Source organism: Flavobacterium sp. ASV13, assembly GCF_000745775.1.
In the GTDB taxonomy this organism is placed as follows: domain Bacteria; phylum Bacteroidota; class Bacteroidia; order Flavobacteriales; family Flavobacteriaceae; genus Flavobacterium.
Genome location: NZ_JQJY01000003.1, coordinates 217,318 through 241,048, shown reverse-complemented (window position 1 = coordinate 241,048; position 23,731 = coordinate 217,318). Strand labels below are relative to the sequence as shown.

The 23,731-nt window shown below is 33.3% G+C and carries 29 protein-coding genes; 4 read left to right on the top strand and 25 right to left on the bottom strand.

Going from position 1 to position 23,731, the window contains the following annotated elements; genetic code table 11:
• Positions 1-33: 33 nt before the first annotated feature.
• From GQ47_RS08325 to GQ47_RS08300, 6 genes are all read right to left on the bottom strand, one after another.
• Complete coding sequence (locus GQ47_RS08325) at positions 34-825, bottom strand: hypothetical protein (RefSeq protein WP_035647163.1); 792 nt, start codon at positions 823-825, stop codon at positions 34-36.
• Between the two features lie 120 nt (positions 826-945).
• A complete protein-coding gene (locus GQ47_RS08320; RefSeq protein ID WP_035647162.1) occupies positions 946-2,274 on the bottom strand; it encodes an aldehyde dehydrogenase in 1,329 nt (442 codons plus the stop codon).
• A gap of 78 nt (positions 2,275-2,352) precedes the next feature.
• A complete protein-coding gene (locus GQ47_RS08315; protein ID WP_035647160.1) occupies positions 2,353-3,042 on the bottom strand; it encodes an RluA family pseudouridine synthase in 690 nt (229 codons plus the stop codon).
• Positions 3,043-3,094: 52 nt separating this feature from the next.
• Positions 3,095-3,445, bottom strand: a complete 351-nt coding sequence (locus GQ47_RS08310) for a four helix bundle protein (RefSeq protein ID WP_035647159.1) — start codon at positions 3,443-3,445, stop codon at positions 3,095-3,097.
• A 147-nt stretch (positions 3,446-3,592) separates the two neighbouring features.
• Positions 3,593-4,411 carry a 3-methyl-2-oxobutanoate hydroxymethyltransferase gene (gene panB / locus GQ47_RS08305; RefSeq protein WP_035647158.1) on the bottom strand — a complete coding sequence of 273 codons (819 nt, stop codon included), beginning with the start codon at positions 4,409-4,411 and terminating at the stop codon, positions 3,593-3,595.
• Positions 4,412-4,501: 90 nt separating this feature from the next.
• Positions 4,502-5,929: an L-serine ammonia-lyase gene (locus tag GQ47_RS08300; RefSeq protein ID WP_035647157.1), complete on the bottom strand. Its 1,428-nt coding sequence runs from the start codon at positions 5,927-5,929 to the stop codon at positions 4,502-4,504.
• A 301-nt stretch (positions 5,930-6,230) separates the two neighbouring features.
• On the opposite strand from GQ47_RS08300, the gene GQ47_RS08295 reads away from it, so the two are divergent.
• The 3 genes from GQ47_RS08295 to GQ47_RS08285 are packed head-to-tail and all read left to right on the top strand — an operon-like array spanning position 6,231 to position 9,320.
• Complete coding sequence (locus GQ47_RS08295; RefSeq protein ID WP_035647156.1) at positions 6,231-8,378, top strand: cation:proton antiporter; 2,148 nt, start codon at positions 6,231-6,233, stop codon at positions 8,376-8,378.
• A 6-nt stretch (positions 8,379-8,384) separates the two neighbouring features.
• Positions 8,385-8,939 (top strand): hypothetical protein, encoded by a 555-nt coding sequence (locus GQ47_RS08290; protein WP_035647155.1) that lies wholly within the window; start codon positions 8,385-8,387, stop codon positions 8,937-8,939.
• A gap of 18 nt (positions 8,940-8,957) precedes the next feature.
• Entirely contained in the window at positions 8,958-9,320 is a 363-nt protein-coding gene (locus tag GQ47_RS08285; RefSeq protein WP_035647153.1) for a VOC family protein, read from the top strand.
• On the opposite strand, the gene GQ47_RS08280 is transcribed toward GQ47_RS08285, so the two are convergent.
• The 5 genes from GQ47_RS08280 to GQ47_RS08260 form a co-directional block, all read right to left on the bottom strand.
• Positions 9,321-10,004 (bottom strand): 2'-5' RNA ligase family protein, encoded by a 684-nt coding sequence (locus GQ47_RS08280; RefSeq protein WP_035647151.1) that lies wholly within the window; start codon positions 10,002-10,004, stop codon positions 9,321-9,323.
• A gap of 8 nt (positions 10,005-10,012) precedes the next feature.
• Entirely contained in the window at positions 10,013-10,381 is a 369-nt protein-coding gene (locus GQ47_RS08275) for an iron chaperone (protein ID WP_035647149.1), read from the bottom strand.
• A gap of 87 nt (positions 10,382-10,468) precedes the next feature.
• Complete coding sequence (locus GQ47_RS08270; protein WP_035647147.1) at positions 10,469-10,936, bottom strand: SRPBCC family protein; 468 nt, start codon at positions 10,934-10,936, stop codon at positions 10,469-10,471.
• Positions 10,937-11,105: 169 nt separating this feature from the next.
• Entirely contained in the window at positions 11,106-12,056 is a 951-nt protein-coding gene (locus GQ47_RS08265; RefSeq protein ID WP_081909332.1) for a polysaccharide deacetylase family protein, read from the bottom strand.
• Between the two features lie 5 nt (positions 12,057-12,061).
• Entirely contained in the window at positions 12,062-12,454 is a 393-nt protein-coding gene (locus GQ47_RS08260; protein ID WP_035647146.1) for a DoxX family protein, read from the bottom strand.
• Between the two features lie 85 nt (positions 12,455-12,539).
• On the opposite strand from GQ47_RS08260, the gene GQ47_RS08255 reads away from it, so the two are divergent.
• On the top strand, positions 12,540-13,376 hold the full coding sequence (locus GQ47_RS08255) for a helix-turn-helix domain-containing protein (protein WP_035647145.1): 837 nt from the start codon (positions 12,540-12,542) through the stop codon (positions 13,374-13,376).
• A gap of 11 nt (positions 13,377-13,387) precedes the next feature.
• Here GQ47_RS08255 and GQ47_RS08250 read toward each other — a convergent pair whose 3' ends face one another.
• The 14 genes from GQ47_RS08250 to GQ47_RS08185 form a co-directional block, all read right to left on the bottom strand.
• The gene (locus tag GQ47_RS08250; protein ID WP_035647143.1) at positions 13,388-13,969 is read right to left on the bottom strand and encodes an LOG family protein; all 582 of its coding nucleotides are present in this window, start codon (positions 13,967-13,969) and stop codon (positions 13,388-13,390) included.
• 2 nt (positions 13,970-13,971) lie between these two features.
• Positions 13,972-14,499, bottom strand: a complete 528-nt coding sequence (locus GQ47_RS08245; protein WP_035647141.1) for a GNAT family N-acetyltransferase — start codon at positions 14,497-14,499, stop codon at positions 13,972-13,974.
• Positions 14,500-14,528: 29 nt separating this feature from the next.
• The gene (locus GQ47_RS08240) at positions 14,529-15,653 is read right to left on the bottom strand and encodes a lactonase family protein (protein ID WP_035647140.1); all 1,125 of its coding nucleotides are present in this window, start codon (positions 15,651-15,653) and stop codon (positions 14,529-14,531) included.
• A gap of 138 nt (positions 15,654-15,791) precedes the next feature.
• On the bottom strand, positions 15,792-16,322 hold the full coding sequence (locus tag GQ47_RS08235) for a GNAT family N-acetyltransferase (RefSeq protein WP_035647139.1): 531 nt from the start codon (positions 16,320-16,322) through the stop codon (positions 15,792-15,794).
• A gap of 104 nt (positions 16,323-16,426) precedes the next feature.
• Positions 16,427-17,524 (bottom strand): MBL fold metallo-hydrolase, encoded by a 1,098-nt coding sequence (locus GQ47_RS08230; RefSeq protein ID WP_035647138.1) that lies wholly within the window; start codon positions 17,522-17,524, stop codon positions 16,427-16,429.
• Positions 17,525-17,530: 6 nt separating this feature from the next.
• Positions 17,531-17,953, bottom strand: coding sequence for a DUF1801 domain-containing protein (locus GQ47_RS08225; RefSeq protein ID WP_035647136.1), 423 nt, complete (start codon positions 17,951-17,953; stop codon positions 17,531-17,533).
• A 7-nt stretch (positions 17,954-17,960) separates the two neighbouring features.
• Positions 17,961-19,007 (bottom strand): serine hydrolase domain-containing protein, encoded by a 1,047-nt coding sequence (locus GQ47_RS08220; protein ID WP_035648097.1) that lies wholly within the window; start codon positions 19,005-19,007, stop codon positions 17,961-17,963.
• 188 nt (positions 19,008-19,195) lie between these two features.
• Positions 19,196-19,564, bottom strand: a complete 369-nt coding sequence (locus tag GQ47_RS08215; protein ID WP_035647134.1) for a nuclear transport factor 2 family protein — start codon at positions 19,562-19,564, stop codon at positions 19,196-19,198.
• 83 nt (positions 19,565-19,647) lie between these two features.
• A complete protein-coding gene (locus tag GQ47_RS08210) occupies positions 19,648-19,863 on the bottom strand; it encodes a hypothetical protein (protein ID WP_035647132.1) in 216 nt (71 codons plus the stop codon).
• Between the two features lies 1 nt (position 19,864).
• Complete coding sequence (locus GQ47_RS08205) at positions 19,865-20,290, bottom strand: hypothetical protein (RefSeq protein WP_035647131.1); 426 nt, start codon at positions 20,288-20,290, stop codon at positions 19,865-19,867.
• Positions 20,291-20,352: 62 nt separating this feature from the next.
• The gene (locus GQ47_RS08200; protein WP_035647130.1) at positions 20,353-21,267 is read right to left on the bottom strand and encodes a helix-turn-helix domain-containing protein; all 915 of its coding nucleotides are present in this window, start codon (positions 21,265-21,267) and stop codon (positions 20,353-20,355) included.
• Positions 21,268-21,279: 12 nt separating this feature from the next.
• Positions 21,280-22,176: an NmrA family NAD(P)-binding protein gene (locus GQ47_RS08195; RefSeq protein WP_035647129.1), complete on the bottom strand. Its 897-nt coding sequence runs from the start codon at positions 22,174-22,176 to the stop codon at positions 21,280-21,282.
• 128 nt (positions 22,177-22,304) lie between these two features.
• Positions 22,305-22,790, bottom strand: coding sequence for an SRPBCC family protein (locus GQ47_RS08190; RefSeq protein WP_035647128.1), 486 nt, complete (start codon positions 22,788-22,790; stop codon positions 22,305-22,307).
• 241 nt (positions 22,791-23,031) lie between these two features.
• Positions 23,032-23,631: an NAD(P)H-dependent oxidoreductase gene (locus GQ47_RS08185; protein WP_035647127.1), complete on the bottom strand. Its 600-nt coding sequence runs from the start codon at positions 23,629-23,631 to the stop codon at positions 23,032-23,034.
• Positions 23,632-23,731: the final 100 nt, after the last annotated feature.

The window sequence follows — 23,731 nt, the reverse complement described above, 5'->3', positions numbered from 1 at the left end:
CCAGACTCTGTTTTAATTAGAAAGACGGTTTTATTATAAATCCGATTGACCAATTGTGTCAATTGAATCTTCTTCTTGTTCCTTACTGAAAATTCCAAAATAAGCTGCATAAATCAAAGATGTATTGAAAACCATTGTAAAAAGAAGGCCCACAACACAAGCAAAAACACCAATAACAGAACCTAAAATTCCAATAATAAATAATCCAAAAATGATTAACGGATTTTTAGTAACAAGTGTAATGCTTCCTTTAATTGCATCTAATGCTTTTAAGTTTCCAAATATGATTAACGGAACTGTGAAATACATGAAAAAGTTAATAAAGATGGATATGGTCACTCCAATTAATACAAAACCAGCACTCTCAAGTGTGTTTGCAATTGCATTATTAACTATAGTTATAATTAAAGTTGCAGTAAATAACTGCGCAAAATAAGGTGCTTTATAGTAACTAAACATATTTGATACCTTAAATTCCTCATCTCTATCGGCAGAATCAGCCATTTTGAAGAAACCAGCGCCAAAAGGAGCGAAAAGAGCAGTCAAAAGAGAAATGCCAATTGTTGAAATTAAAGCATCTTCTAAAGTTAATTTTGAAGGTTTTAGGCTTTCTTCGATTACTTTGGGTGCGTTTTCAAGACCATAAATATAGCCCAGAACTCCAAGTGCCGCAATTCCGATTATAAATGAAAAAACCAGAATAATCAAAGCGGAATAAAGTGTTATTTTTTTAAAATTTTCTATGGCATGGTCAAAAACCCTCGAAAAATCTATAGTGTAGCCATTATTTTTTATGTTTTCGATTTGGGCAAGAGTAGATTTCATTTTTATTATGGAATTGTTTGTACTTTTAGAATTTACGTTGATTATTGAAACGTAAATATAGTATTTTTAATCAATTACATATTATAATCTACAAAATTAACCAAGACATTTTTTATTTGCTTAAAGCCAGTCTAATAGTCGTTTAAGGGAAGTTAATTTATCTTTATATGGAGCATATCGCATTGGCAGATCGAGCCAATTGGCTTTTTTTACGATAGCTTTATGATGTGAGAAAATATCAAAGCTTAGTTGTCCGTGATAAGCACCTATACCGCTGTGCCCAACACCGCCAAAAGGAAGTCTTTTATTCGAAAAATGAACAACTGTATCGTTGATACATCCACCGCCGAAAGAATATGTTGTAATTAGTTTTTTAGCAAAATTTTTGTTTTCGCTAAAAACATAAAATGCTAAAGGTTTTTCATATTGATTGATCACATTTTCAATATCAGCTTCGTTTTCATAAACAAGAATAGGTAAAATAGGTCCAAAGATTTCTTCTCTCATTACAGGACTATCTAACGCTGGTTCTTCAATTAAAGTAGGTGAGATGTATAATTTTTCAGCATCGGTTTCTCCACCAAAAATTACTTTTTCGCGTTCAATCATACTATCAAGACGTAACCAGTTTTTTGTATTAATGATGCGTGCAAAATCGGGAGACTTGTCTATTTTTTTTCCATATGCTTTTAATATTTCATCAATTAAAAAAGTGATGAAATTGACTTTCATGTTTTTCTGAATCAAAATATAATCAGGCGCAATGCAAGTTTGCCCAGCATTCATGAATTTCCCCCAGACGATTCGTTTTGCGGCCAGTTTTAAATTAGCAGTTTCATCAATAATACACGGATTTTTGCCTCCTAATTCTAAAGTAACCGGTGTTAGATTCTCCGCTGCTGCTTTAGCAACAATTTTTCCGACCGAAACACTTCCTGTGAAAAATATATAATCCCAGCGTTTTGCCAGTAATTTGTTTGAAATTTCGACACCTCCTTCAATAACTTCTACATGTTTGACATGAAAAGTTTTAGCAATGATTTTAGCAATTATAGCTGAAGTGTGCGGTGTAAGTTCCGATGGTTTTAAAACAACTCTGTTTCCGGCAGCAACAGCGGCAATTAAGGGACAAAGTGCAAGTTGAAAAGGATAATTCCAAGGTGCAATAACTAAAACTTTTCCGTAAGGTTCTTTGTAGATATAATCGGTAGAAGGGAAATTGAGAAGTGACGGAAAAATGTTTTTAGGTTTAGCCCAGGAATTAATGTTTTTGATGGTATCTTTTAATTCCGAAATGACATAATTTGTTTCGGTTAAAACAGCTTCAAATTCTGGCTTTTTAAAATCATCGTACAAAGCTTTTACAATTAAATCTTCGCTTTTTTGAATGTTATACAACAATTTTTTCAGCGTTTCTTTTCTGTATCCGATGTCGTTTTTGTAGTCCATTTTATGATTAGCTTGTTTTCTTTGACTATGCAAGTTAATCGATAATAATTAAAAAATTAACAATTATATCATAAAAAATCAAACGGCATTCCAAATTGTCTCGTCTGGAACTGGCGCTATAATTGTGATGTTTTCTTTAGAAACGGGATGAACAAAAACCAGCTTTCTAGCGTGAAGATGAATTCCGCCGTCAGGATTGCTGCGATCAGCGCCGTATTTTAAATCTCCTTTGATTGGAGAACCAATTGCCGACAACTGCGCTCTAATTTGATGATGACGACCTGTATGAAGATTAATTTCTAAAGCTGTATAATTTTGAAGTTCTTTGATGATTTTGTAGTCCAGACTTGCGAGTTTGCTGTCGGGAACTTCTTTTAAATGCGCTTTTGAAGTATTGTTTTTTTCGTTTCTTTTTAAATAGTGAACTAATTTGGCGCTAGCTTCCAATGGTTTGTTTTTTACAACCGCCCAATATGTTTTTTTAGTTTCACGATTGCTAAAAAGTTCGTTCATTCGAGATAAAGCTTTACTTGTTCTCGCAAAAACTACAATTCCGGTTGTAGGTCGATCCAAACGATGAATTACACCCAAAAAAACATCACCTGGTTTATTATATTTGGCTTTAATATATTCCTTCACAACATCAGATAAAGGTTTGTCTCCCGTTTTATCTCCCTGCACAATATCGCCCACACGCTTGTTGACCACAATAATGTGATTGTCTTCATGCAAGATTTGGAGATTGTTTTTATCTGAAATAATTTTCATTTTAGACTTGCTTAGATTTTAGACTGACTTAGACTTCTTAGAATTTTTAGATTTATAATAGAGTTGCTCTAAATCTTGATGTCATTTTAGTTATTTCTTCCAACATGTTGATTAATTCAGATGTGTTTTCTTCATTCATAAAACCTAGATCTGATGAAATTAGAAGTTGTGTTTCAACTTCATAAGCTGATCCAATTGCAATTTCTAAAAATCTTGCAAAATCTTTATTTGAGTTTCTTGAAGAGCCTTCAGCTATATTTGAAGGAATTGAAACAGCCGCTCTCCTTAACTGATTGGTTATTCCAAATTTTTCTTCATTAGGAAAACCAGCTGTTATAGAATAAATTTTAGAACAAAATAATCTGCTTTTTTTCCAAATTAAAAGCTCTTTAAATTGATGCATTTTTTAAGATTATTTAGGTTTTTTGACTGACTTAGAGTTCTTAGATTTTTCATTTAGACTTGACATCGACTTAAGGTTTTTAGATTTAAAAAATAAAGCACAAGTCTAAGGAGTCTAATATCTAAGAAGTCTAAGAAAGTCTAAAAATTAATATTGTTCCCCAGCGTTAGGAAAATCTTTCGACTTAACATCAGTAGCATATTGACCGATTGCTTTTGTCATTAATTCGTATAAATTTAAGTAACGACGCAAGAAACGCGGACTAAATTCATTGTTCATACCTAACATATCGTGAATTACTAAAACCTGACCATCAACACCACCTCCGGCACCAATTCCGATAACAGGAATCGAAATACTGTCAGCCACTTTTTTAGCAAGATCAGCAGGAATTTTTTCTAAAACTACAGCAAAACAACCAATTTTTTCAAGCAGTTTAGCATCTTCAATTAATTTTTCTGCTTCTTCCTCTTCTTTAGCTCTCACACTGTAAGTTCCAAATTTATAGATCGACTGAGGCGTTAAACCCAAATGTCCCATAACTGGAATTCCAGCGTTTAATATTTTTTTGATAGATTCTTTAATTTCTTTTCCGCCTTCTAATTTTACAGCATGTCCGCCGCTTTCTTTCATGATTCTGATCGAAGAACGCAAAGCTTCCTTTGGATCTGACTGGTAACTTCCAAAAGGTAAATCAACTACAACTAAAGCTCTTTCGACAGCGCGAACTACAGATGAAGCATGATAAATCATCTGATCTAAAGTAATTGGCAAAGTTGTTTCGTGACCCGCCATTACATTTGAAGCAGAATCACCCACTAAAATAACATCAACACCAGCAGTATCAACAATTTTAGCCATTGTATAATCGTACGCAGTAAGCATAGAGATTTTTTCTCCATTGCTTTTCATTTCAATTAATGATTTGGTAGTGATTCTTTTATAATCTTTTTTAGCAACTGACATTATGAGTAAGTTTTAGTTTTTGTAATGATTTTAAAAGCAATTTATACTTTTAAAAAGTGATTTTTAGTTTGCAAAATTAAGTAATATATTCTAACAATCAGCCATATTTACGGCAATTGCCAATCCGCCTTCAGAGGTTTCTTTGTATTTAGAATTCATGTCTTTAGCAGTTTGCCACATGGTATTGATTACTTTGTCTAAAGGCACTTTTGCATTTTTTGAGTCGGTTTCAAGAGCTAATTCGGCAGCATTTATGGCCTTTATGGCGCCCATTGTATTTCTTTCGATACACGGAATCTGAACCAAACCACCAATTGGGTCGCAGGTTAAACCTAAATGATGTTCCATTGCGATTTCAGCCGCCATCAAAACCTGAGCAGGAGTTCCGCCCATTAATTCGCAAAGTGCGGCCGCCGCCATTGATGATGAAACGCCAATTTCAGCCTGACAGCCTCCCATTGCAGCCGAAATTGTTGATCCTTTTTTAAAGATACTTCCAATTTCTCCGGCAACCATCAAAAATTGTTTGATTTCTTTTTCGCCTGCATTATGGTTTTCGATTACCATATAATACATTAAAACAGCAGGAATTACACCAGCACTTCCGTTTGTTGGTGCAGTAACGACGCGTCCTAAAGAAGCATTTACTTCGTTAACGGCAAGTGCAAAGCAGCTTACCCATTTCAAAATTTGACGAAATTTAACTTCGGTTTTTCTGATTTCTTCCAACCAAGATTGTGGATCAGTATAATTTGAAAGACCAATTAAATTTTGATGCATATCAAAAGCTCTTCTACGAACATGAAGTCCGCCAGGAAGAATTCCTTCAGAATGACAGCCAATGTACATGCATTCCAGCATTGTGTTCCAAATACGCATTAATTCGGAATGGATTTCATCTTCAGAACGCATTGACTTTTCATTTTCATAAACAATTTCAGAAATTGATTTATTTTCTGAAACGGTATAATTCAAAAGCTCGACAGCGTTTTGAATCGGGAAAGGAAAAGCACACTTTATAACTTCTTTTATTTTGGCATTTTCTCGTTCTTCTTTGACAACAAAACCACCACCAATTGAATAAAAAGTCGATTCATATTCTGAATCATCATTTTTATAAGCAGTAAATTTCAAGCCATTAGCATGAAAAGGAAGAAAGTCTTTATTGAAAACAATATCCTGAAGAAAGTAAAATGGAATCGTATATTGATTTGCCAAAACGATTTCATTTTTGTTTTCGATCGTTTTAATAATTCCGGCAATATTATCAACCGGAATATATTCAGGATCTTGCCCGCTCAAGCCCAACATTACAGCCAAATCTGTAGCGTGCCCTTTTCCAGTTAACGAAAGTGAGCCATATAAATCAACTTTTACGCGCTTGATCTGATCTAAAATAGATTCGTTTTTTAGCTCTTCTAAAAAACGTTCTGCGGCTCTCCAAGGACCCAAAGTATGTGAGGATGAAGGTCCAACACCAATTTTAAGCATATCAAAAACAGAGATACATTCTTCCATTGTTTCAATTTTGTTATTACAAAGATAATTGAATAATGCAATGATGATTCGCTTTTGATTGTTAATGTTGCATTTTTGTTAAAAAAGGTATTAAAAATTAATAATTTGGCAACAAAATAAATTTAATTGTTTAATATGCAGTTTGCGTAGAAAGTTAGCGTTTTTTCGGTATTTTTGTAAAGAGCCTTACACTAAAACAGCTTAAATTGTTTGGTATAATTAAAAATTACTTCAAAGAATTTTTTTGAATTCTGAAAATGTCTTTTTGCGATTAGAATACCACAAAGCATAAAATTACAATATGATAGAATTTTTCAGGCATTTCATACACGAATTCGAATTACCACTCACTAATCCAGTATTGATTTTTTCTTTAATACTTTTCATAATCCTGCTTTCGCCGATTTTATTAAAAAAAATCAATATTCCGGGAATTATCGGACTTATTATTTCGGGAGTCATTATTGGACCTCACGGTCTTCATCTTTTGGAGAAGAACTCGGCTGTAAATTTATTTTCAACCATCGGACTTTTATATATCATGTTTATTGCAGGTTTAGAGCTGGACATGAATGAGTTTAAAGCCAATAGAAACAAAAGCTTATTATTTGGATTTTTCACTTTTATAATTCCGCTTTCGATCGGTTTTCCTGTGTGTTATTATTTGCTTCAATATGGGTTCAATGCTAGTTTTTTAACAGCGAGCATGTTTGCAACGCATACTTTGGTAGCATATCCAATTGTGAGTAAATTGGGAATTGCTAAAAATCAAGCAGTTGCAATTACTGTTGGAGGAACCATTTTGACAGACACTGCAGTTTTGATTATTCTGGCTGTAATTATGGGAAGTAGCCAGGGGAGCTTAAATCAGGCTTTTTGGATAAAATTGACTGTTTCATTAGCGATTTTCTCAGCGATTATGTTTTTAGTAATTCCGAGAATAGCCAAATGGTTTTTTAAGAAATTGGAAAGTGAAAAACATGCGCATTATATTTTTGTACTTTCAGTTGTTTTCTTTGCGGCTTTCTTAGCCGAAGTAGCAGGAGTAGAGCCTATTATTGGCGCTTTCGTTGCTGGTTTAGCATTAAATCCTTTGATTCCGCATTCTTCTGCTTTGATGAACCGAATTGAATTTATTGGGAATTCATTATTTATTCCGTTTTTCCTGATTTCTGTTGGGATGCTGGTTGACGTAAGTGTAATTTTAAGCGGACCAACAGCATTAATTGTAGCAGCAACATTGAGTGTTGTGGCTATTTTTGGAAAATGGACAGCAGCCTTTTTTACGCAGATTGTTTTTAGATATACTAAAACCGAAAGACAATTAATTTTCGGATTGAGCAGTGCGCACGCCGCAGCAACTTTGGCCGTAATTTTAGTTGGTTTTAAAGCTAAAATTCTGGATGAAAATATCTTAAACGGAACTATTATTCTGATTTTGATTACTTGTATTGTGGCTTCGTTTGCTACGGAAAAAGCAGCAAAAAAAATCGCTATTTGTGAAGAAGAAATTTCGCATGAAGATGCCAGCCATGATCAAATTTTAGATGAACATATTTTAATTCCGCTGGCAAAAACTTCTGCAACAGCAAGTTTATTGGATTTTGCACTTTTGATTAAAGATAAAAAATCACCAAATCCGGTTACATTATTGACGATTGTTCCGAATAATGATCAGGCCGAAAAGAATATTTTAAAATATCGAAAAGCCGTAGATAAATTTGTTATTCAAGGTTCAGCTTCAGAAGTGAAAATAAATACAATTGCGAGAATTGATCATAATCCAGCGAGTGGAATTGCCAGAACTTCTAAAGAAATCATGTCGGATATCGTGATTATTGGCTGGCCTAAAAAGACAGGATTTTTAGATAAAATTTTTGGAGAAAATGTAGATTCTATAATCAACAATGTTGATAAAAGTTTATTCATCTGCCGATTTCCAACTAACTTTATAGAAGAAAAAAGACTCGTTTTTGTTTGTCCGCCATTTTCTGAAAGAGGAATTGGTTTTCATCTTTTATTGCAGAAAATCTGTAGATTATCTCAGGAATTAAGCATCTCAATCGTAATTTATGCCGATTACAAAACGCATCAAGCCATTCAAGGAATTGCAAATAACTTAAGATTAAATGCAAAATTCGGATTTAAAAGTGTTATTGAATGGGATAATTTCGAATCGATTTCAGATGAAATGAAACCAACTGATTTGATTGTTTTCAATTTATCGAGAAAAGGCTCCGTTTCCTATCAATCTATTTTTGAAAGACTTCCGCAGAAATTTGAGAAGTCCTTTGGAGAGAATAATATTATTTTGGTTTATCCGCAAGACGATCGAAAAGAAAGTGCTATGGATGCCTATGAAGATTTCACCGCAACGCCTTTAACAAAAGGTCTTGAAGCGATTGAACAGATTGGTAGAGGTTTGGGAAGTATTTTGAAAAAAGGATAAAGTTTCATGAAGAAAACGAAAAAGACTAAAATAGAAGAGATTTCAAAAGAAAAAAAGAAATGGAAAATATTCTATTATTTCATTTTTATTTTAGGTATTACGTTGTTATTTTTTGAGATATTAATTTTCAGAAAAACACTTGTAAGTGTATATGTACCAATTTTCATTATTTTAATTGTTGGGTTTCTAGCTTTTTATTTAAGTAAGAAACATTTAAAAGAGATATATCCAATTTCAAGTAATTTTATTCTTATTGTTCAAAATTTAGGTTCTTGGGGTTTTATTTCCTGTTATCTATTTATGGCCGCTAATTATTATTTATCAGATACTATTACGAAAGAATTTAAGACAGTGATAAAAGAAAAAAGTTCAATGCCAGGGCCAAAAGGCAGCCGAGATAAAAGAGATCCTTTAGTTAGATTTAATTATTTTGGTTCTGAAAAAGAACTAGTTTTTAAATTTAAAGAAACAGAAAAAGTTAACTCAGCGGATAGTGTAAAAGTCATTATAAAAAAAGGTGGAGTTGGTTTTGATGTTTTAGAAAGTTATGATGTGTTCTAATATTTAATTTAAGTTGTTATGAATCACAATATCAAATCAATTCGTCCCTTTATCGGCGCCAAAAATTTCGAAATATCGAGAAGTTTTTATCGCGATTTAGGATTTGAGGAAGGCGTTTTAGAATCCAATTTTTCTGTTTTTAAAAGCGGAGAAACTGCCTTTTATCTTCAGGATTATTATGCCAAAGAATGGATTGAAAATACCATGATTTTTCTCGAAGTTGATGATACTGAAAGATATTACAACGAGCTTTTAGCATTAAATCTTCCCGAAAAATACGAAGGTGTAAAACTAACTCCGGTAAGATATTTAGATTGGGGAAGTGAATGTTTTCTTCACGATCCATCTGGAGTTTTATGGCATTTTGGGAAATTTAAATAATTATCTCAAACCAAAGTTCCCCAAAACTCGCGTAGTATTTTTGCGCTGATACCAATCATTATAAACCAATTCCAGATTTTTCACATCAAATTCCCCAAAATCATAATCACGAAATTTATCGGCGATTTCGATTAATTTCTTAGGATCATGAAGCGGTTCCTGAAAACGCATAACCGTTGCATGTGCTGTCGAAATCGTATAACGACTGTCAATTGTTTGTAACAAATCCGAACTTTTAAAGTTTTCACGAAGTTTATTTCTGAAATTATTCAAAGTTTCATCAGTTGGAAAACCCTGAATCATTAGGGCAGAAGATGAAGCTGTAATACCTTTAAAATGAATTTTAATTTTATCGGCATCAACCATGCTTTTGCATATTAATTGAATATAGTCATTTGGCGCAATCTGGTTTAGTTGAAATTCCTCTGAACAGGAAATAATCGACATAACCGTAATGTGAATATCTGAATCAGGATAATAATATTGCTCTGGTTCAGCTTTTTTAAATTCGTTTATAAAAAGCTGAATATTTGCTTTTATTTCGTCGCTCGGACGAATTAAAAGCGTTATTCCAAACCTTGAATCAGCTTCTTTTTTTAGGTCTGAATCAATCGCATATTTTCCTGCTGAAATAGCTTCAGAAGAGGTTTTATAAAGTTGGTTGTAGTGTTCGGTTAAATTCATTTAAAATTTTATTTCTTTTTGGCCTTTTCAAGATTTTCTTTCACTCGAAATTTCACAATTTTAGTGATTAAATCATAGGGCATTTTATCTTTTAAGGGAAACTGAACTGAACCTTTTCCCGATTTGTATTTTGAAAGCTCGTCTGCAAATTCTTTATGTCCGCTTGGCAAAGCATAAAGTCCGATATGGTTTTTAAAAGCAGCAAAATATACTACGATTCCGTTTTGCTCAAAAGCCGGCATTGAATAACTGATTTTTTCCTTCGCATCAGGCGCAGCTTTCTGAATCGTCATTCTTACTTTCTCCAAAACTTCCTGTACATCATTTGGAAATCCTCCGATGTATTCGTCAATGTTTTCGGGCTTTTTAACTTCCATAACTTTATTGTTTTTTTGTTTCAAGTTTCAGGTTTCAAGTTTCGAGCGGAACATGAAACCTGAAACTAAAATAACTTGAAACTAAAATTAAGCCAATCCTTTCGGGAATCGGTCTAAAACTAAATTCAGTTGTAATTTATGTTCCAAATACGCTTTTGCACCGGCTAAAACTAAAGTAAAACCTTCAGTTGAATTACGAACCTGATCAATTATTTTATCTGAATCTCCTTTTAAACCTGAATTTGTTATACTCACAAAAGTTTCATTTTCATTTAAAGGGGTGAAAATCCATTCCACTAAAGTCGTTTCGTCGGGATTTCCCCATTCGATAACAATCTTTTTATTTTGCTGCAAAACGTGCGTTGTAACCGAAAGCGAAAAACCATACATTTCCCAAGTCCATTCCGTTTTCTCGCCTTCTTCTAATTTTCCGGAACCCTTTGTAAACCAAAATTTATTTGTAATCTCCGGGTCAATAAAAGCCTGAAAAACTTCTGAAACAGGTTTTCTAATCAGCATTTCGGCTTTTGCAAATTTGTTGTTTTCTGTTTTCATGGTTTATGTCTAAAATGTGCGTTGTAAAATAGAGGCAAATACTTCAAAAAAAAAACGGAAAATCAAAACATTTTTTTTTGAAGCCCTAATTTAAGAAAGAAATTCCAATTACCAGAAATAAAAAATCCACACAAGTTTTAACTTGTATGGATTTCAAATTCTAAATTGATTATTCTCTTATTGTAGTCTTGTCGTGAAGTGCAATTTCGGCGATTTCATCTTTACGTTTGAAACTCACACCCTGATGTTGTTGCATGTATTTTATTAAATCATTTGTGGCTTTTACCATTTGTGGAGTTCCTCCAATGCGGTCGTGAAAACTAATTGACATTTGGCGTCGTTGTGTTTCACTTTCGGCGTATAATTGGTCAAATTCCATTTTAGCTTGTTGGAAAAATTGATCTGATGAAAAGTTTTTCCCTTCAATCAGAACTATGTCGTTGCATCTGATTGTGTATGGAACTACTGCAAAATCTTTATTTTTTACCTGAATGATAAAAGGTTCATCATGGCTAAGATCATCGATATGATATTTGAAACCAAGTTCTTGTAAAATATTGAGTGTGTTTTGTCCTCGGCGCAGCCAGTTGGCATTATAACCAACAGGAGAAAAACCAGTGACTTTTTTTATAGCATCAATACCATCTTTTATGAACTTTTTTTCTTCTTCATACGGCATTGTATATTGCGTGCTCCAGCTCATTCCGTGGGCGGCGGCTTCGTGGCCTCTTTGTACAATTTCTTTCGCCAGTTCCGGATTTTTTAAAACAGCGGTTCCAACCATGTGTGAAGTTACTTTTACGCCAAGTTTATCCCAATTGTCCAGCATACGTGGAATTCCTTCTTTATATCCATATTCATACCAGGTAGAAGCAGGTAGATCAATAAACCCTTTTTGCATGTTTTGAGGAAAAGGACTTTCGGCATTTTGCGGTTGTCCTCCGGCTTCAAACTGCATAGAGATTGAAACCACTAATCTTGAACCGTCTGCCCATTTAGCTTTTTTAGAAGAAAAAGCAGGAGCGTTTTTTGAAACTGCAGAAAATGTTTCAATAGGATTCATCATGCCAACCATTCCTATTATTCCGGTTTGTTTAATAAAATTTCTTCTTGAACTCATAATGCTTATTTTTTAATTAATGTATCAATGGCCCAACTGTTATCATTTATAAAATGTAATAGTAAAGCAAAAAAAGCAATGTGAATTAGTTGTGACGGAATGGCTTCCCAGTTTTCAATCATTGAGGTGCCAAATAATAAAATTAGCATAATAACAGCTCCGGCAATTAAAGATGGTTTTGTAAATAAACCCAGTAATAATAAAACGCCAATTGAAAATTCTGCTACGGGTAAGATGTAACTAAAAGGAGTCACAAGAATTTTTGGCAGCATAGAATTTTCAAAACTGTTGGTCATCCAGTTACTAAAAGTTTCCAGTTTTGGCAGTCGTACTAATCCATGTCCAAACATGCTGATTGCTATTGCAATGCGTAATAATAAAAAAGAAGTTGTTTCCATATTGTTGTAATTTTATACTACAAAGTTGAGAAGATCTGCTTTTTTAAATTTGTACAATCATTGGAATATTTTGTATTTTTGAAAGATGGAAATTAGAAATTTATATCATCCATTTGAACTTCAGTTTTTAGAAGTTTTAGAATATGAAGCGAAAGAGCGCAAAAACACTTTTTTTGAAATGGTTTTTGTATTGGAAGGAAAAGGAATTCAGATCATAAATGATCATCGATTACCTTACAGTAGTGATAAGTTATTTTTGATTTTTCCTGAAGATACTCACAGTTTTGAAGTTACTGAGAAAACGAAATTTTTCTTTATTAGATTTCATAACAGTTATCTTAAAACTCAAAGCAGCGAATGGATTCAAAAACTTGAATTTATTTTTCACAATCATAATCATTTGCCGGGATGTATATTAAAGACAGTGACAGACAAGCCATTAATAAGAGCAATGATCGAAGCTCTTATTAGGGAAGAAAAAAGTCGTGATCCGCAGCAACAAGAAGTAATAAAACAAATTCTAAATACTATAATAACCATTGCTGCCAGAAATATTTCGCTTGTGGCGAATATAAATTTTGAGCAGACCAGCACGATGCCAAATTTAGATTTATTACATTATGTTCATCAGAATATCTATCGACCAGATCAACTGAAATCTTCGAAAATGGCAACAGCTTTTAATGTTTCACCAACGTATATAAGCGAGTATTTTAAAACCAAAACAGGACAGAATATACAAGAATATAGTATCGCATATAAAATTAAACTGATTGAAACCCGATTAAAATTTACCAATATGCGTATTAATGAAATCGTGTACGAATTTGGTTTTAGTGATGCAAGCCATCTGAATCGATTATTTAAGAAATATACAGGACTAAACCCGAGTGCATATAAAAAGCAGTTTAAAAACTTATAATCTGAAACACATTAAACTTCTTCTTTATTTATCCATTTTCCAACTGTTGGCGGAACATAATTTTTCATTTTATTCAATAAATCCTCTATATTGTCGCTCACTAAAAGCATTTGCTGATTAACATCTTTAAGAAGGCCTTTTTCGACCATATTTTCTGTTAACTCAATTAATGAATCGTAGAAACCATTGATGTTTAGAATTGCGATTGGTTTTTTATGAAGTCCTAGTTGCGACCAGGTCAGCATTTCAAAAAGCTCTTCCAGCGTTCCAAAACCGCCGGGAAGTGCAATTACGCCATCGCATAAATCATTCATTTTGGTTTTGCGTTCGTGCATGCTTTCGACCACAAAAAGTTCGGTTAAACCTAAATGTGCAATTTCTTTTGATCGTAGAAAATTTGGAAGAACGCCAATTACAGTTCCGTTTTCGCTCAGTGCACCATCTGCGACAGCGCCCATTAAGCCGACATTTGCACCGCCATAGACCAATCCAATGTTTTCTTTTGCTAAAGTCTTTCCTAGTAATTCTGCCTGTTCTCTAAATATTTCATCGGTTCCAAAACTGGATCCGCAGAAAACGGTTATATTTTTCATTTTTATTTTTTTATTCTGTAAACAAAATTATGACGCGAAGGTTCGTTATAATATGCAACATTGATTTCATCTATTTTTTCGGCACCTAATTTTTCTATTGCTCTTTGTGAACGGTAATTTTCTGCCCCAATATGAAACTGAACGTTATCAACAAACTGAAAAGCATAATCGAGCATTATTTTTTTTACTTGTGCATTAAAACCAGTTCCCCAGAAATTTCTGCCGTAAAAAGTATAACCTATAAAAACGCTTTTATTTTCAGGTTCGTAATCGTAAAATCGTGTACTTCCGGCAATTTCATTTGAGGTTTTGTCCAAAATGACAAAAGCGCCTTTGCTTTCCATCGCGCCTTCAAAAAAGTTTTGGAACACTTCTCTTTCATAGCGATTTTTATTCGGATGTTGTTCCCAAACTAAAGGATCTGAAGCGACTTTATAAAGTGCTTCGAAATGATTTTCTTGCAACGGAATCAATTTTAAGATTTCGTTTTCGAGAAAATCAGGCTGTAAATTAAAGTTGTTCGGAGTCATTTTTTTTGTAACAGATTAAAATTCTATTTTTAAATTTTTCGGATTTGAACGCAGGAAACACTTTCCATTTTGATTTCTTTTCCGACCTTTTTTAGAAGACCAGTCTTTGGATTTCTTTTAAAAACAACTACATTTCCAGTATTAACATTCGAAGCAATTAAAAATTTTCCGCTTTCATCAATGGCAAAAACTCTTGGATGTTTTCCTAAAGTAGATTGATAACCAATATTTTTCAGAAGCCCATTTTCATCAATAGAAAAAATGGCAATATTGTTTTCTTTTCCTCTGTTGGTCGCATACAGAAATTTTCCGTCTGGAGAAATATGAATGTCTGAACTTTCAAATCCTTCTTTTATTTTATCAGGATGCGTAGCGATGCGCTGAATTTTATTTAAAACGCGATTTTCATAATGATAAACGCTTATTTGGCCCGCCATTTCTTCAATGCAATAACCAAATTTTTGATTTGGATGAAAGGTGAAATGTCTTGGTCCGGCTTCTAAATCTGTCTTAGTGAAAGGATTTTTGGTTTCAATCAATGGTTTTTTCTGATTTTCATCAAAGGCATAACAACGGATTTTATCGGCACCTAAATCGGGTAAAAACAAATAATCAAACTGAGGTGAAAATACAGCCGAATGTACATGCGAACGAGTCTGCCTTTCTTTATGCGTGCTTCCGTCCATATATTGAAAATTTTGTGCAATCGAGTCGATTTTTCCGTTTTCTAAAATCGGAAAAACAGAAACACTTCCTTCAGTATAATTGGCATTGGCAATCCATTTTCCGCTTTTATGAACCGTAACATAAACCGGATTTTCGCCACCACTTCTTTGGCTGTTCAGGAAAGTCAGACTTTTATTTTCGGGATTAAATTCAAAACTGCTGATGCTTCCTGCATTTGGCGTTTTTGTATCGGTGCAGGCGTAAACATATTTTCCATTTGGCGAAACAGTCAAATAGGAAGGATTTATAATGTTTTTTGCTGATGTTATTTTTGACAATTTCCCGTTTATGGTGTCTAATTGATAAATCTGTATCGCTTCAGCTGATTTATCACGATTATAAGAACCCAGAAAAACATAGGTATTTTGTGCAAATAGGTTAAAAGTTGCCAGAAAAATAATGGCAAAAAGGTTAGTTTTTAGTTTCAAGGTTTTTGTTTTGTTTCAAGTTTAATGTTTCAAGTTTTTTTGTTTTGTCAGGCTGAGCGAAGTCGAAGTCCAAGTTCCAATTGGAGCGCCCTTCGACTTCGCTCAGGGTGACATAGGAAATGTTTAAATTTTTATTTTTTATGAAATAAATTGGTATCTGAATCCAAATACAGGAAGTTCTCCCTGCATAAAATCCAAAATTTCATCTCTTTTAAATCCAATATTTTCATACATCCCCCAAGCCGTTTTCATTGCCAAAGTAGAATGAATAATGATTTGTTTTCGTTTATTTTCAGTTGCTTTTTTAATACATTCTAAAGTTAAAAGCTTTCCAATTCCTTTTCCTCTCGCTTGAGAATCAACTCCAAGAAGACGAAATCCAGCCGAATCTTTTTCCTGAGTGGCAATTCCGCCCGAACCATAATATTGCATGTCATTAAAATAGACAACCGCTCCCGCAATGACATTATTTTCATCAAGAGCAACTAAGAGTTCTGTTTCAGGATATTCAGTAAAAGTGCCAATATTGGCTAGCATTTTATAATAATTAGGCTGTTCATCTTCTTTCGGAAAACCTTCCAAAGCCGAATAAACACGGATTAAAAGTTTTCCAATTTCCTCAAATTCTGAAGGATTTGCATTTCGGATGGTATAATTTGATGTGGTCATTTTTTTGTTTCAAGTTTCAAGTTTCAAGTTTCAAGTTTCAAGTTTCAAGTTTCAAGTTTCAAATTTGAGTTAACAATTAACAATTAACAATTAACAATTTATAATTAATTAACCCCTTTCCACCATTGCTGAAATTCCTGATTTTCATTTTTTAATTGTACTAACTCGCCAATTTTAGGAGTAATTAACGGAATAGGATTTTCAGACATTTTATTCAATTCGGTTATTTTGATCAAAGGTTCGTCCCATGGATGAAGTGCCAATGCAAATTTAGACGAATGAACAGGGAAGACTCTTTTTGCTTTTAAATCTTTAATTGCTTTTATAACATCTTCCGGCAAATTATGAATGTATTTCCATGCCGGATTGTATTGTCCATTGTCAATAAGGACAATATCAAAAGGGCCAAATTTTTCGCCAATTGCCGCATAATGGGAATCGTAACCACTGTCGCCTCCCAGATACATTTTAAAATCTTTGGTTTCTAAAACAAAAGAAGTCCAAAGTGTGTTACAGCGTTTAATACTTCTGCCCGAAAAATGTCTTGACGGAGTGGTATAAAGCGTTAAATTTTGATCCAATTCTATCTTTTCATGCCAATCTTTTTCGATAATAATTTCAGCGGGGAATTTCCAAAACTCAAAATGCGAACCAACACCAAGCGCTGTAATTATCTTTTTGATTTTAGGTTTCAACGCCATAATTGTAGCATAATCCAAATGATCATAATGATCGTGCGTCATCAATAAATAATCAATTTCCGGAATATCATCGGTGGTATAAACTTCCGTTCCTTTAAAAGCTTTTGTAGTGCCGTAAATAGGAGAGGCGTTGCCGCTGAAAACAGGATCAATTAAAAAACGTTTTCCTTCCAGCTGAATATAATAAGACGAATGCCCAAACCAAACCAGAATGTCCTGATCTAAAGGAATTTCGTGTAAATTAGTTTTTACTGACGGAATCACATCAGTTGGAATTTTGCGGTCTACTTTCTTGAAGAAAAATTCTTTTAAAACATCAAAATAGCCGTAACCTTCTGCGAGTTCAGGTGTGAAACTTTGGTTTTCGAATTTTCCGTTTTTGTATTGAGGCGATTTTTGTATTAAAGCAAGTCTTTCGCCAGCGGGTCTTTTTCCGAATCTTGGATGATAGGCAAAATAGATTGCAACGGCTATTAAAAGAAGAAATAAAGTAAGGATCATATTTTTTTAATTTGAAGGGTATAAATTTTGGGTATATTCCATAGAAAGTAAAATGATATTTTTTAATATTTCTATATCAATATCAGCCAGTTTTTTGACATAAATACATGCTTTTGAAGAGGTGTGTTTGCCAAGTTTTGATAAAAGTTCTTCTCTCTTGCCTTCGGGCAGATAAAAATATACGGTCATTGCTGCTTTTCTTGGCGAGAAACCTGCTAATGGTGCATCGCCTTCGTGACCGCTGTCATATTTATAATGATAGCTTCCAAAACCAATAATACTCGGACCCCACATTTTTGGTTCAAAACCTGTTAATTCCTGTACTATTGAAAGAAGTTGAAAAGCATCTTTTCTTTTCTGTTCATTTTCGACAGTATTTATAAAATCAATGACACTGCTTTCGGTTTCGTTTGTTTTATTTTTAGCCATTGGAGAATTATTTTTTAATGAATAAATCGCTTTTCAAAAGAATATTTTTGATTTTGAATTCTGATGCATAAAACAATTCAGAATCCTCGTTCATCTGATTTTCTAAAACAATCAAACTGATATCGCTTTCTGGGAAATACAAATTTACAGAAGAAAATCCGTCGCCTAAACCAGTGTGACCTACATATTTTACAGCTTCTTTTTCAGTAATTCTGATTCCGTAACCATAACCTTCATTTTCTTTCCCAAAGAAATTATGTTGTGCCGTTATCGTGTAGCGAAGCATTGATTGATAAGTCTCTGGTTTCAGAATTTTTCCTTTATGCAGATTATTGTTCCAAATTGCGAGATCCGTTACTGTTGAAACAACTCCATCGGCACCTAAGTTTTGTGGTGTAATTTGAGTTTTTTGTACTTTTTCAAAAGTGCCTTTGGAATTAAAATAGCCGGTAACTAAATTTTGAATTTTATCTTTCGAATAACAATATGTATTTGTCATTTTAAGTTTTTTGAATAACGTTTCGGCTACTTCTGTATAACTTTTTTTCGTAGTGTTTTCTATAATTTTGGTAAGAAGCGTATAACTTAAATCACCGTATTTAAACTGAGTTCCCGATTTAAATACCAATGGTTTCTTTAAATCAACAATTCCATGTGTGTGATTTAAAAGCTGATGAACCGTAACAGAATCGGCCCAAGTTTGAGTCAATTCTGGCAAATATTTTTTTATTGGCGAATTCAATTTTACTTTTCCTTTTTCAACTTCGAGTAAAATCAAAACTGCAGTTATCAGTTTACTGTTAGACATGATTTCGAATTGACTGTCGAATTTCAAAGGTTTTTTAGATTCAAAATTAGAAACGCCTTTTGTTTTAGAATATAATGTTTTTCCGTTTTTTGAAATCAGAATTACACCATTAAAAATTGGCGATGTATTTTTGATAAGACTGTCGATTTTAGTTGAATAATTGTTTTCTTTTTGAGCAAATGAATTACAGCTCGAAAAGATTAAGATGATAGATAATAAAGAAGAAATTTTAAAAATGGAATTCATTGTTTTTGTTTCAGGTTTCAGGTTGAAATGAGAAAAAAAATTAACCGCAAAGAGCGCTAAGATTTTTCTTCTGTTTAAAAGTTTGAACGTTTTAAGTTCGCAAAGCTGATTCAATACAAAGCTTTGCGAACTTTGCGGTTTTATAAAAGAACGTAAATAAAAAATAGCGTGCTTTGCGGTTAAAAAAATCAAAACATTCCGTTTTCGTTAATTGTTTCTTTTGGGACGGGCTGACCTAAATCCCAAAGTTCTACAATTTTATCTCCTTTAAATTTTAGAATATGAACAACTGCAAAACCTATATCTGTTGAGTTTTGCTTTAAATGAGAATGCACAGCGACCAAATTGTCATCTTCTAAAATATGATGGATTTTAAAAATCTTATTCGGATTTGTTCGCGCTGATTCTTCCATTGCGAGCATCAAAGTTTCCGCATCGCCTTTAAAATAAGCGTTATGATGTTTGAATTTTTTGCTGACATGAAGTCGAAATGCCTCATGCGAATGTCCGTTTGCAGCAAGTTTCAGGAAGTCTCTGGCAATTTCTTTCTTAGTCATGATGTTCAAATATAAAAGACAACTAAGTTAAGAAATTTGAAGCTACATTTGGGGTAAATAAAGTCCGGATTTTATTTATTTTTTTATAAATCTTCCGGTTTGATTTGAGAAATATCAACACCTAATTTTTCTAATTCGGTTTGGCCAATTTCTGTTATGTAGAAATGTTTATCTGTTGGAGTTTTCTTAGCAATCCATCCTTTTTCGGCAAAAGTTTCAACTAGCAACTGGCCGAGTTTTCCTCCAATATGCGAGTAACACATTTTTGCAGGTTTTACTTTCACAGATTCGTTGTTCATTTTAGTGGAGTTGAGGTTTTCTTCTACAAGTTAATTTCAAAGCCAAATAGGCCATCGGAATGTAGGCAAAAACTAAATCTACAACTGTAAACCACATTGGCGAAGGCAGTGAACACAGACTTACGATACCGCCAAACAAAAAGAAAGCACCTATAAGCAAAGCCAGTTTCTTTTTATGGTTAAAAGCAATCAGAGCCGTTGTAATTGCTCCGGCAAAAGTTCCTATTGCATGTGCTAAAAACGGAAAAAGAAAATGTTTGGCTTCAAATAGATGCATTGTTGCTTTTAAGCCTTCCATAGTGGTGTTATCTGCACCTTTTGGAGGAGGAATAATTGAACCGCTTATTAAAATTATACTCATATTGACAATACTTCCAATAATAATTCCGGCAATAACCGCCAGAGTATTTCTTAAAATAGGGTTCATAAATTAAAGTTTTAGTTTTACGAATTTATGAAAATTATAAATTATATGTATCGAAAAAAGTTTTAATTAAATGATTGTCTGAATTCTAAAGGCGAAACATTTGTTTTGGTTTTGAATAATTTGCTGAAGGATTGCTGATGCTCAAAACCTAATTCGAATGCAATTTCACTTATTGATAAACTAGTTGTTGAAAGTTTTTCTTTTGCCTTTTCGATTAATTTATTGTGGATGTGTTGCTGCGTGCTCTGGCCTGTAAGTAATTTCAATAAACCACTTAGATAATTAGGCGAAACATTGAGGTTTTCTGCAATAAACTGAACTGTTGGCAAACCTTTTTTTGACAAAGAATGATCGTTGAAATAATCTTCAAGCAATTTTTCTAAACGAGCTAATATTTGATGGTTGCTTATTTTTCTGGTAATAAATTGTCGGTTGTAGAAACGTTCAGAATACGTTAGAAATAATTCAATTTGAGCAATAATGACATCCTGACTAAATTTATCAATGTTCGATTGGTATTCCTGCTGAATATTTTTGATAATTCCCACAAGCATATTTTCTTCTTTATCAGAAAGATGTAATGCTTCGTGAACCGCATAACCAAAATACTCATATTGTTTGATTTTTTGTGCCAATGGTGTATTCCACAAAAAATCAGGATGGATCAATAATGACCATCCTGTATGTTGTAGTTCTGAATTTCCTTCGATTGAAAAAACTTGCCCTGGCGAAATAAACATTAAAACCCCTTCTTTAAAGTCGTACTCCTGCTGACCGTATCTCATTTTAGCATTCGAATTCCTTTTAAGTGCAATCGAATAAAAATCCAACATTAAGCTTTTCGGTTCGGCTTCATTGAGATATTTAAGATCTTCAAAATTGTAAACACTGATTAACGGATGTTGGGGTTTTGGCAAATCTCTAAATTCATGAAATTCGCTTATAGTTTTTATTCGGTGTGGTTGAAAATTTGCCATAGTCTAAGGTACTTATTTCTGATTGTAAATCGAAGCAAATTCTTTTGCGTATGTTGTAAGTTTTGTTTTTCCCAATTCTGCAGGTCGGTTTTGGTAATAATCTTCGCCTAATAAACCATTATGTAATGCGGAGTACATTTCGACTAAACCTTCTGCAATTTTAGGTTGCATTCCGACAGCAATTAAACCATTCAAAGTTTCTTCATCTGTGGTTAAAATCCATTTTAAATCAGGTTTTCCAATCGCTTCTCCTAAAATGCTTGCCGTTTCATGTCCAGTAAGTTCTTCACTTGCAACATAACGAACTTTTTTTCCGTCAAGTGGAGTTGTAAGTTCGGCTGAAATTGCATCTGCAATATCATTTGGAGAAACCCACGGAATAATGGAATCAGCACCATAATTGGCAGCGATAAAACCTTGATTTTTAATTACAGGAATATAAGCCAGCAAATTATAATAGAAAGAAGTTGGACGCATAAAGGTTATCGAAACGTCTGAAAGTTTATTCAATACACTTTCAATCTCATTATAACGCTGAATAATTCCTGAATTTTTTTCTAAATGTGCTCCAATACTGCTCAGGAAAACCACACGTTTTACGCCTGATTTTGCAATTGCTTCGGCATAATTATTTCCGATTTTTCGCGTAAAAGCATCTAAATCAAGATTTGGATCAAAATAATTTGCACGCGGAATCATGCAATAAACAGCATCTGCATCCTTAAAACTTTTGGTCAAAAAATCTAAATCTTCAACCGATCCGATTAATGCTTTTGCACCTAATTTTTCAATTTCAGACTGATTTTCAGCGTTACTACTGATAATCGAAATGTCATGTCCTTTTTGTACTAATTTAATAGCTAAAGGTTTGCTGATGTTCCCTAAAGAACCTGTAAGTATGATTTTCATTTGTTCTAATTTTAGATATTGCAAAGTTGCGCAACATCTAAAAAAGTGCTGTAGCCAAATCTACTATTGTTGTAGCCGAAAAAGATGCTAAGGTTCTAAGATACTAAGATTCTGAGGTTTTTGGGATTCTATTTTTCAGATAGTCTTTTTTCGTTTTCAGTTTGTGGTTTTCCAGTTGCATTTGGCTCACCTTTTCCTGTTTCAATTAGTTTTTTAAGACTGTTTTGAATGTAATTTGTCCAGGCGCCTCTGCAAATTTCAAAGCATTCGTATTCTGAGGTTAAGCCAAAATGTGTAAAACGAAGTTCGGTTTTTCCGTCTTTTTCTGAAATTTCAAAAGTTGGTTTGGTTCCCGTCCATTCTGTTTTGTCTTCGGTGAATTTAAAATAGTTTTCTTCAACCAACCAGACAATTTTTTTATTCGGAACAACTTCAATTAATTTTATTTTGCAGCGGTGAACATCTTCATAATGATAATCGAATTTATCGTCTTGTTTTGCAGTATTTCCTTTTATTTCTTCTGACCACCATCCTCGGACATTTGTAAGAGCATTAAAAACTTCTTGAGGAGATTGGTCTACTTTTATTGTGGTTGTAAAATCTGAAGTACTCATTTTTAAATAATTTAAAGGTTTGTATTACAAATTTACTATCTTATAACCAATATGTTAGGGTGTTTAAAAGACAAAAGAAAGGGGAATTTCAGACAAGTTGTGTTATTTGATATGTTTTTATTTAAACTGGACTGAAGTCCAGCTCTACAAAATAATTCGTTCCTTCGGAACTTTAGAAGAGCCTTAGGCTCGGTACATATTGTAGAGCCGGACTTTAGTCCGGTTTGTTTGTAAGATTATTTTATTTAATTGAGATTGTTTTAATTTTTTTAGCAAGTTCCTCAATCTCCAAAAAATGTCCTTCCATCACTTTTTCCAGTTCCAAAGTTCCGCCTAAAATCAGCATTTCTTTATTTTCAAAACGTTTTCCGAGTCGGTCTTCCAGCATGATTTTTTCCATGCTTTGTGCCATTCCGATTTCATTTAAAAAATCATTCGGATGACCAGCAGTACAAATTACAAGCCCAAACGGAATTGTTTTCATTTTCGGAAAAGATTCAGTTTGTCCATAAGCATATCCAACAGAATAAACACGGTCAAACCAGCCTTTCAGTTTTGCAGGACAATCGCTCCACCAAACTGGATAAAGAAAAATGATACAATCAGCATTTTCGATCTTTTTTTGTTCTTCCAAAACATCTTTAGGAATCGGCAAATCAAGTTTTGCGAAACCTTCTCTTTCATATTCTTCTGCAGACATATCGCTTTTAAAATCGGAAGCATACAAATCTGATATTTCAAGATTCCAGTTTTGTTTCTTGACAATAGATTTAAGCCTTTCTAACACCTGAAAAGTATACGATTTTTTGCTGGGATGCACGTAAACAATTAAAATATTCATGGAATTTGATTTATTTGGAATTTAATAGTTCAATTAAAATTCTGACAATTTTTAATTATATAAAGTTAATTCTTATTTTTAACCATCTGCAAACCATTTC

Coding starts and splice junctions, on each gene's coding strand:
- GQ47_RS08280 (WP_035647151.1), bottom strand. CDS start 10,004: ATGAATTTAACCGAACACTACAACCAACTTTATAAAACCTCTTCTGAA.
- GQ47_RS08270 (WP_035647147.1), bottom strand. CDS start 10,936: ATGAAAACAGAAAACAACAAATTTGCAAAAGCCGAAATGCTGATTAGA.
- GQ47_RS08225 (WP_035647136.1), bottom strand. CDS start 17,953: ATGGCTAAAAATAAAACAAACGAAACCGAAAGCAGTGTCATTGATTTT.
- GQ47_RS08195 (WP_035647129.1), bottom strand. CDS start 22,176: ATGAAAATCATACTTACAGGTTCTTTAGGGAACATCAGCAAACCTTTA.
- GQ47_RS08315 (WP_035647160.1), bottom strand. CDS start 3,042: ATGAAAATTATTTCAGATAAAAACAATCTCCAAATCTTGCATGAAGAC.
- GQ47_RS08255 (WP_035647145.1), top strand. CDS start 12,540: ATGGAAATTAGAAATTTATATCATCCATTTGAACTTCAGTTTTTAGAA.
- GQ47_RS08185 (WP_035647127.1), bottom strand. CDS start 23,631: ATGAATATTTTAATTGTTTACGTGCATCCCAGCAAAAAATCGTATACT.
- GQ47_RS08220 (WP_035648097.1), bottom strand. CDS start 19,007: ATGAATTCCATTTTTAAAATTTCTTCTTTATTATCTATCATCTTAATC.
- GQ47_RS08290 (WP_035647155.1), top strand. CDS start 8,385: ATGAAGAAAACGAAAAAGACTAAAATAGAAGAGATTTCAAAAGAAAAA.
- GQ47_RS08245 (WP_035647141.1), bottom strand. CDS start 14,499: ATGACTCCGAACAACTTTAATTTACAGCCTGATTTTCTCGAAAACGAA.
- GQ47_RS08250 (WP_035647143.1), bottom strand. CDS start 13,969: ATGAAAAATATAACCGTTTTCTGCGGATCCAGTTTTGGAACCGATGAA.
- GQ47_RS08325 (WP_035647163.1), bottom strand. CDS start 825: ATGAAATCTACTCTTGCCCAAATCGAAAACATAAAAAATAATGGCTAC.
- GQ47_RS08215 (WP_035647134.1), bottom strand. CDS start 19,564: ATGACTAAGAAAGAAATTGCCAGAGACTTCCTGAAACTTGCTGCAAAC.
- GQ47_RS08205 (WP_035647131.1), bottom strand. CDS start 20,290: ATGAACCCTATTTTAAGAAATACTCTGGCGGTTATTGCCGGAATTATT.
- GQ47_RS08260 (WP_035647146.1), bottom strand. CDS start 12,454: ATGGAAACAACTTCTTTTTTATTATTACGCATTGCAATAGCAATCAGC.
- GQ47_RS08265 (WP_081909332.1), bottom strand. CDS start 12,056: ATGAGTTCAAGAAGAAATTTTATTAAACAAACCGGAATAATAGGAATG.
- GQ47_RS08200 (WP_035647130.1), bottom strand. CDS start 21,267: ATGGCAAATTTTCAACCACACCGAATAAAAACTATAAGCGAATTTCAT.
- GQ47_RS08285 (WP_035647153.1), top strand. CDS start 8,958: ATGAATCACAATATCAAATCAATTCGTCCCTTTATCGGCGCCAAAAAT.
- GQ47_RS08210 (WP_035647132.1), bottom strand. CDS start 19,863: ATGAACAACGAATCTGTGAAAGTAAAACCTGCAAAAATGTGTTACTCG.
- GQ47_RS08235 (WP_035647139.1), bottom strand. CDS start 16,322: ATGACCACATCAAATTATACCATCCGAAATGCAAATCCTTCAGAATTT.
- GQ47_RS08230 (WP_035647138.1), bottom strand. CDS start 17,524: ATGATCCTTACTTTATTTCTTCTTTTAATAGCCGTTGCAATCTATTTT.
- GQ47_RS08275 (WP_035647149.1), bottom strand. CDS start 10,381: ATGGAAGTTAAAAAGCCCGAAAACATTGACGAATACATCGGAGGATTT.
- GQ47_RS08310 (WP_035647159.1), bottom strand. CDS start 3,445: ATGCATCAATTTAAAGAGCTTTTAATTTGGAAAAAAAGCAGATTATTT.
- GQ47_RS08320 (WP_035647162.1), bottom strand. CDS start 2,274: ATGGACTACAAAAACGACATCGGATACAGAAAAGAAACGCTGAAAAAA.
- GQ47_RS08300 (WP_035647157.1), bottom strand. CDS start 5,929: ATGGAAGAATGTATCTCTGTTTTTGATATGCTTAAAATTGGTGTTGGA.
- panB (WP_035647158.1), bottom strand. CDS start 4,411: ATGTCAGTTGCTAAAAAAGATTATAAAAGAATCACTACCAAATCATTA.
- GQ47_RS08190 (WP_035647128.1), bottom strand. CDS start 22,790: ATGAGTACTTCAGATTTTACAACCACAATAAAAGTAGACCAATCTCCT.
- GQ47_RS08295 (WP_035647156.1), top strand. CDS start 6,231: ATGATAGAATTTTTCAGGCATTTCATACACGAATTCGAATTACCACTC.